Genomic DNA, 6,414 nt, shown 5'->3' with positions numbered 1-6,414 from the left:
CCGGAGAGGAGCCGGACGCGGTGGCGCGTGCCGCGTACGAGGGCGCCCGTACCGCGCTGTCGGAGACGACCGGACAGCTGGACGTGCTGCGCCGGGCCGGGGTGGTCGACGCCGGTGGCAGCGGCCTGGTCGCGGTGCTCGGCGCCCTGGCCGACGCGCTGACGGACCCCGGCACCCCGCTCCGGTCCCGCGAAATCCTGGAGCTGCACGGTCCGCCCGACGGCGGCCCGTCGGACGTGCCCGGGGCGGCCGGACCGGAGGGCGGACCGTCGTACGAGGTGATGTATCTCCTCGAGTCCGGCGACGCGGCGGTCGCCGCCCTGCGGGAACGCTTGGACGGCCTCGGCGACTCGCTCGTCGTCGGCGGCGGTGACGGACTGTGGAGCGTGCATGTGCACGTCGACGACGCCGGCGCGGCCGTGGAGGCGGGCATCGGTGCGGGCCGGCCGTACCGGGTCCGCATCACCCACCTCAGTCCGGAGACCCACGGCGGCCCGTGCGCGCCCGCTTCCGCCGCCGCTGACGCCGATGAAATCGTCCGCGCCGTCGTCGCCGTCGTGCACGGGGACGGGCTGGCGGGGCTGTGCGAGGAGGCCGGGGCGGTGGTCCTGCGGGCGAAGGCCGGGGAGAAGGAGGCCGTCGACAGTGACGCCCTGCTGGCGGCGGTACGGGCGACCGGGGCCCACGAGGTCGTGCTGCTGCCCAACGACACCGAGCTGCACCGCCCGGCGGCCCGTGCCGCCGAGGCGGCCCGCGGCCCCGCGCTCGGCGTGCGTGTCGCCGTCGTCCCCACCCGTGCCGCCGTGCAGGGCATCGCCGCCCTCGCCGTGCACCAGCCGGACCGCCGTTTCGACGAGGACGTCGTCGCCATGACGGCCGCCGCCGGAGCCACCCGCTACGGCGAAGTGACCTTCGCCGAGCACCGGGCCTGGACCATGGCGGGCGTCTGCCAAGCCGGCGACGTACTCGGCCTGGTGGAGGGCGACGTGGCGGTGATCGGCGGCGACGTCACGGAGACGGCGGTCGACGTACTGGAGCGGATGCTCGCGGCCGGCGGGGAAATGGTCACCCTGGTGCTCGGCGAGGGGGCACCACAGGGGCTGGCGGAGCGGCTGGCGGAAGAGGTGCGGCGCGGCCATCTCGCCGTCGACACGGTGGTGCACGAGGGACGGCAGCACTCGGCGCCGCTGCTGATCGGCGTCGAATAGCCCGGTCCTGTCGCACCCATGGTGTGCAATGGGGCTCGTGCCCCCGCTCGACGAATCCCTGACGAAGATCCTCGGCGGCAACACCGCGAAGGTGCTGGCCGCCCATCTCGACCTGCACACGGTCGGCGACCTGCTCCACCACTATCCCCGGCGGTACGAGGAGCGGGGGCAGCTGACCCGGCTGGCCGACCTGCCGCTGGACGAGCACGTGACCGTGGTCGCCGAGGTCGCCAGGGCCACCGTGCACCAGTTCAGGCGGGGCAAGGGCCAACGGCTCGAAGTGGTCCTCACCGACGGCAGCGGACAGCTCCAGCTGGTCTTCTTCGGGCGGGGCATCTTCACGCCGCACAAGGAGCTGCTGCCGGGCCGCAGGGCGATGTTCGCGGGCAAGGTCGGCGTCTTCAACGGCCGCCTCCAGCTGGCACATCCGCAGTACGAAACGCTCGACGCGGAGGACGGCGACGAGAACATCGACGCCTTCGCCAACCGGCTGATCCCGATCTACCCGGCCGTGGCGCAGATGGCCTCCTGGAAGATCGCCAACGCCGTGGCGGTGGTGCTCGGTTCGATGGCGGCGACCCGCTGGGACGGTCTGCTGGACCCGCTGCCGTCCGATATCCGCGAGGAGCGGGGGCTGATCGCCCTGCCGGAGGCCTTCGAGAAGGTGCACGCACCGCGCACCAGGGCGGATGTGGCCGTGGCGCGGGAGCGGCTGAAATGGGACGAGGCGTTCATCCTGCAGGTCGCACTGGCCCGCCGCCGGGCGGCCGACGCCCAGCTGCCCGCCGCGCCTCGCGTCCCGGTGCCGGACGGCCTGCTGGACGCCTTCGACGCCAGGCTGCCCTTCACCCTCACCGACGGGCAGCGGCACGTGAGCCGTGAGATCTTCACCGACCTGGCGGCCGAACACCCCATGCACCGGCTGCTGCAGGGCGAAGTGGGCTCCGGCAAGGCCCAGCCGCTGGACGCGCTCGTGCTCACGCCAAGCGGTTTCCGGCCGATGGGGACGATCGGGGCCGGGGACGAAGTGGTCACCCCCTCGGGCGAGTTGGCTCCGGTGGCCGGGGTCTTTCCGCAGGGCGAGCGCGACGTCTGGCGCCTGGTGCTGTCGGACGGCAGCACCGTCGAATGCGACGACGAACACCTGTGGCTGGTGGGGACGTCGCAGGCCTGGCAGCGCGGCGCCGACCCGGAAGTGCTGACCACGCGCGAGATCAGGACCGGCCTCCGCACGGACGACGGCGCCCCGAAGTGGTATCTGCCGCGGGCGGTTCCGGTGGATCTCGCGGCCGGCGCGGACCTGCCGCTCGATCCCTACGAGACGGGCCTGCGGCTCGTCGGCGGCAGCGGTGACGGCGGTGACGGCAGCACCCCCCAGAGCGTTCCCCGCGCGTACCGGGACAACTCCGTCAAGAACCGGCTCGCGCTGCTCCAGGGGCTGCTGGACGCGGGAGGCAGGGTGGCGGTGAACGGGCGCGGCATCTCCTTCCGTTCACCGTCCCCGGCGCTCGCCGACGACATCGCGTGGCTGGTCCGCTCCCTCGGCGGGCGAGCGCGCGTCGCGCCGGCGGGGGCCGGCGCGGAGGTGTCGCTGGCGCTGCCGGGAGAGCACGCGCCGTTCCGTTCGGAGGCCAAGCTGGCCCGTTGGGTGCCCGAGGAGGAGCCCTCGGCGTTCCGCCGCGGCATCCGGGCCGTGGAGTACGTGGGCCGCAAGCAGGTCCAGTGCATCAGCGTGCGGCACCCGGACCGGGCCTATGTGACCGACAACTTCACGGTCACGCACAACACCATGGTGGCGCTGCGGGCGATGCTGACCGTGGTCGACAGCGGCGGCCAGGCCGCGCTGCTCGCCCCCACCGAGGTCCTCGCGCAACAGCACCACCGTTCCATCACGGGGATGATGGGGGAGCTGGCCGAGGGAGGCATGCTGGGCGGCGCCGAGCAGGGCACCAAGGTCGTGCTGCTCACCGGCTCCATGGGCGCCGCGGCCCGCCGCCGGGCCCTGCTCGACCTGGTCACCGGCGAGGCCGGGATCGTCATCGGCACGCACGCCCTGATCGAGGACAAGGTCGGCTTCCACGACCTCGGCCTCGTCGTCGTGGACGAGCAGCACCGGTTCGGCGTCGAGCAGCGCGACGCCCTTCGCTCCAAGGGCAAGCAGCCCCCGCACCTGCTGGTGATGACGGCGACCCCCATCCCGCGGACCGTCGCCATGACGGTCTTCGGCGACCTGGTGACCTCCGTGCTCGACCAGCTCCCGGCCGGGCGCTCGCCCATCGCCAGCCACGTGGTGCCCGCCCACGACAAGCCGCACTTCCTGGCCCGTACCTGGGAGCGGGTACGCGAGGAGACCGAGGCCGGACACCAGACGTACGTGGTCTGCCCGCGCATCGGCGACGAGGAGGAGCCCGGCGCCAAGGGCAAGGCCGCGGACGGGGAGGCCGGCGGGGCGGAGGGGGAGCGGCGCCCGCCGCTGGCCGTACTCGACATCGTCGCCGAGCTGAGTGCGGGCCCGCTCGCCGGACTGCGGGTCGCGGCGCTGCACGGGCGGATGCACCCCGACGCCAAGGACGAGGTGATGCGGCGGTTCGCCGGGGGAGAGGTCGACGTGCTCGTCGCCACCACCGTCATCGAGGTCGGCGTCGACGTGCCCAACGCCACCGTCATGGTCATCATGGACGCCGACCGGTTCGGCGTCTCCCAGCTGCACCAGCTGCGCGGCCGCGTCGGCCGGGGTGCGGCGCCCGGCCTGTGCCTGCTGGTCACCGAGGCACCGGAGGCGGCCCCCGCCCGCGCCCGGCTGGCGGCCGTCGCGGGCACCCAGGACGGCTTCGAACTGTCCCGCATCGACCTGGAGCAGCGCCGCGAGGGCGACGTGCTGGGCCAGGCGCAGTCCGGGGTCCGCTCGTCGCTGCGGATGCTCGCCGTGATCGAGGACGAGGACGTCATCGAGGCGGCACGGGAGAAGGCGACGGCCGTCGTCGCCGCCGATCCGGAGCTGGCGCGGCTGCCGGAGCTGCGTACGGCGCTGGCCGCCCTCCTGGACCAGGAGCGGGAGGACTACCTGGACAAGGGGTGAGAGGCGGGTGCCGCGGGCCGGGAGCCGGGGGCGGGCCGCAGGCGCGGTGCCCGGCCGTGGCGCGTGTGAGGGGGGACCCGTGGGATCCTCGACCTCGAGTAGTGGGACAGCACGGACGAAGGGGTTCGCACCATGACCCGCGTGATCGCAGGCGCCGCCGGCGGACGACGGCTGACGGTGCCGCCGGGCCAGGGCACCCGCCCCACCTCGGACCGGGCGCGCGAGGGGATGTTCTCCAGCTGGGAGGCTCAGCTGGGCGGCGCCGCCGCCTGGGACGGTGTCCGGGTGCTCGACCTGTACGGCGGTTCAGGCGCCGTCGGCCTGGAGGCGCTCTCGCGCGGGGCCGCGCACGTACTCCTGGTCGAGGCGGACGCGCGGGCGGCCCGCACCATCGAGCACAACGTCCGCGCGCTCGGCCTGCCCGGCGCCGAGGTCCGGCACGCCAAGGCCGAGCAGATCCTCGCGGGACCGGCTCCCGACGACCCCTACGATCTGGTCTTCCTCGACCCGCCCTACGCCCTCGCCGACGACCGGCTGCGGGAGATTCTGCTCACACTCCGGTTCCGGCACTGGCTCACCGGCGATGCGCTCGCCACCGTGGAGCGCGGCACCAGGGGCGGCGAATTCCGCTGGCCCGAGGGGTTCGAGGGACTGCGGTCCCGGCGATACGGCGAGGGCACGCTCTGGTACGGTCGCGCCGCTGTACGGGGAGTTGCATCCCCGTCATGCTGACCTCTTCCGGGGATGCCTCACCGTCCCCCGACCGTCCGGAGAGTGAGGAAACGCCAGTGCGTCGCGCAGTCTGTCCGGGGTCCTTCGACCCCATCACCAATGGACATCTCGACATCATCGGCCGCGCCTCCAAGCTCTATGACTCGGTCTATGTGGCCTTGATGATCAACAAGTCCAAGCAGGGCCTCTTCTCCGTGGCGGAGCGGATCGACCTCATCGAGGAGGTCACCGAGGCGTTCGGCAACGTACGGGTGGAGGCCTACCACGGCCTGCTCGTCGACTTCTGCAAGGACCGGGACATCCCCGCCATCGTCAAGGGTCTGCGCGCCGTCTCCGACTTCGACTACGAGCTGCAGATGGCCCAGATGAACAACGGCCTCTCCGGCGTCGAGACGCTCTTCGTACCGACCAACCCCACCTACAGCTTCCTCTCCTCCAGCCTGGTCAAGGAGGTCGCCACCTGGGGCGGGGACGTCTCCCATCTGGTCCCCGAACCGGTCCTGCGCGCCCTGGCCGAGCGGCTGACGTAGGGGCGCCCGGGGCGCCCCGGGGCCCGGGGGATCCCAACGCCACGTCCCACCACCCGCTTTCGGCATCGGCTGTCGGGCCGGCGCCCACTGGCCGTACAGTCGCTCTCGTGGACGTTCAGCAGAAACTCGACGAGATCGTGACGACAGTGGACAGCGCGCGCTCGATGCCCATGTCGGCATCTTGCGTGGTGAACCGAGCCGAACTGCTCGCCATGCTCGAAGACATGCGGCAGTCGCTCCCCGGCTCGCTCGCCCAGGCCCAGGAACTGCTCGGCGGCCGGGAGCAGATGGTCGCCGAGGCGCAGGCCGAGGCGCAGCGCATCATCGAGTCGGGGCACGCGGAGCGCGGCTCGCTGGTCTCCGGTACGGAGGTCGTGCGCCAGGCACAGGCGGAGGCCGACCAGCTCCTCGCCCAGGCTCGCCAGGAGGCCGCCGAGATCCGCACCGAGGTCGACGACTACGTCGACAGCAAACTCGCCAACTTCGAGGTCGTGCTCAGCAAGACCATCGGTTCCGTCGAGCGCGGGCGCGACAAGCTGCTGGGCAGCGGCCCGGGCTCCGAGGAGTGGAACGAGGAGTACGCCGAGGACGCGCCCGAGCGCTCCACCGACCCCCAGGAACTGCGGGAGCGCGCCGACGCCTATGTCGACACCAGGCTCGGCTCCGTCTCGGCCGTGCTCGCCAAGACCCTGGAAGCGGTGGGCAGGGGCCGTGTGAAGCTGCTGGGCCACCGTCCGGCCGACGATCTGGGCGCCCACATGGAGGCCCAGGACGCCGCCGCCGGCGCCCGGGACGGGCACACCAGCGACGCGGACTTCATGGCGGGCCTGGCCGCGCCGGCGGCCTCCGACGCGGCCCCGCCGGC

5 protein-coding genes are annotated in these 6,414 nt (G+C 73.1%); all 5 read left to right on the top strand.

Annotation, left to right across the window (positions count from 1 at the left end):
* Window positions 1-1,208 (top strand): DAK2 domain-containing protein (locus tag ACRDP3_RS02465; protein WP_431515131.1); only part of this gene is annotated, 1,208 nt, incomplete at its 5' end.
* 28 nt (window positions 1,209-1,236) lie between these two features.
* Window positions 1,237-4,287 (top strand): helicase-related protein, encoded by a 3,051-nt coding sequence (locus ACRDP3_RS02460; protein ID WP_431515130.1) that lies wholly within the window; start codon window positions 1,237-1,239, stop codon window positions 4,285-4,287.
* 132 nt (window positions 4,288-4,419) lie between these two features.
* Entirely contained in the window at window positions 4,420-5,019 is a 600-nt protein-coding gene (gene rsmD / locus ACRDP3_RS02455; RefSeq protein ID WP_431515129.1) for a 16S rRNA (guanine(966)-N(2))-methyltransferase RsmD, read from the top strand.
* 56 nt (window positions 5,020-5,075) lie between these two features.
* Window positions 5,076-5,549, top strand: coding sequence for a pantetheine-phosphate adenylyltransferase (gene coaD, locus ACRDP3_RS02450; protein WP_431515128.1), 474 nt, complete (start codon window positions 5,076-5,078; stop codon window positions 5,547-5,549).
* Between the two features lie 107 nt (window positions 5,550-5,656).
* Window positions 5,657-6,414 (top strand): ATP synthase F0 subunit B (locus ACRDP3_RS02445; RefSeq protein WP_431515127.1); only part of this gene is annotated, 758 nt, incomplete at its 3' end.

The sequence above is a fragment of the Streptomyces sp. genome (genome assembly GCF_050698815.1).
Lineage (GTDB): Bacteria > Actinomycetota > Actinomycetes > Streptomycetales > Streptomycetaceae > Streptomyces.
Note: the sequence above shows the minus strand (reverse complement) of the source record. Positions and strands in the feature narration are given on the sequence as shown.

Coding starts and splice junctions, on each gene's coding strand:
- ACRDP3_RS02460 (WP_431515130.1), top strand. CDS start 1,237: ATGGGGCTCGTGCCCCCGCTCGACGAATCCCTGACGAAGATCCTCGGC.
- rsmD (WP_431515129.1), top strand. CDS start 4,420: ATGACCCGCGTGATCGCAGGCGCCGCCGGCGGACGACGGCTGACGGTG.